Here is a 274-nt window from a genome sequence, read left to right as displayed (position 1 = left end):
CAGGTTGATCGCGCCGTGCACGCTGGTCTTGGTCGTCTGTACCGGATCGCGCTGGTAGTGCACCGGCGACGCGGGGCACGCGAGGTTGTAGATCTCGTCGACCTCGACGTACAGCGGAAACGTCACGTCGTGGCGCATCAGCTCGAAGTTCGGCGCGTCGAGCAGGTGCGCGATGTTGTCCTTCGTCCCCGTATAGAAATTGTCGACGCACAGCACGTCGTGCCCGGACGTCACGAGGCGTTCGCACAGATGCGAACCGAGAAAGCCGGCGCCG

General features: G+C 63.9%; 1 protein-coding gene. It reads right to left on the bottom strand.

Annotated elements, in window-relative coordinates; all coding sequences use genetic code 11:
• The coding region (locus tag R0J88_RS20040; protein ID WP_410900882.1) for a GDP-mannose 4,6-dehydratase at window positions 1-274 on the bottom strand (274 nt) is incomplete at both ends.

The organism is Pseudoalteromonas sp. SIMBA_162 (assembly GCF_046535955.1).
Lineage (GTDB): Bacteria > Pseudomonadota > Gammaproteobacteria > Enterobacterales > Alteromonadaceae > Pseudoalteromonas > Pseudoalteromonas marina.
The sequence above is the reverse complement of the archived record's forward strand: the minus strand, read 5'-3'. Positions and strand labels throughout refer to the sequence as shown.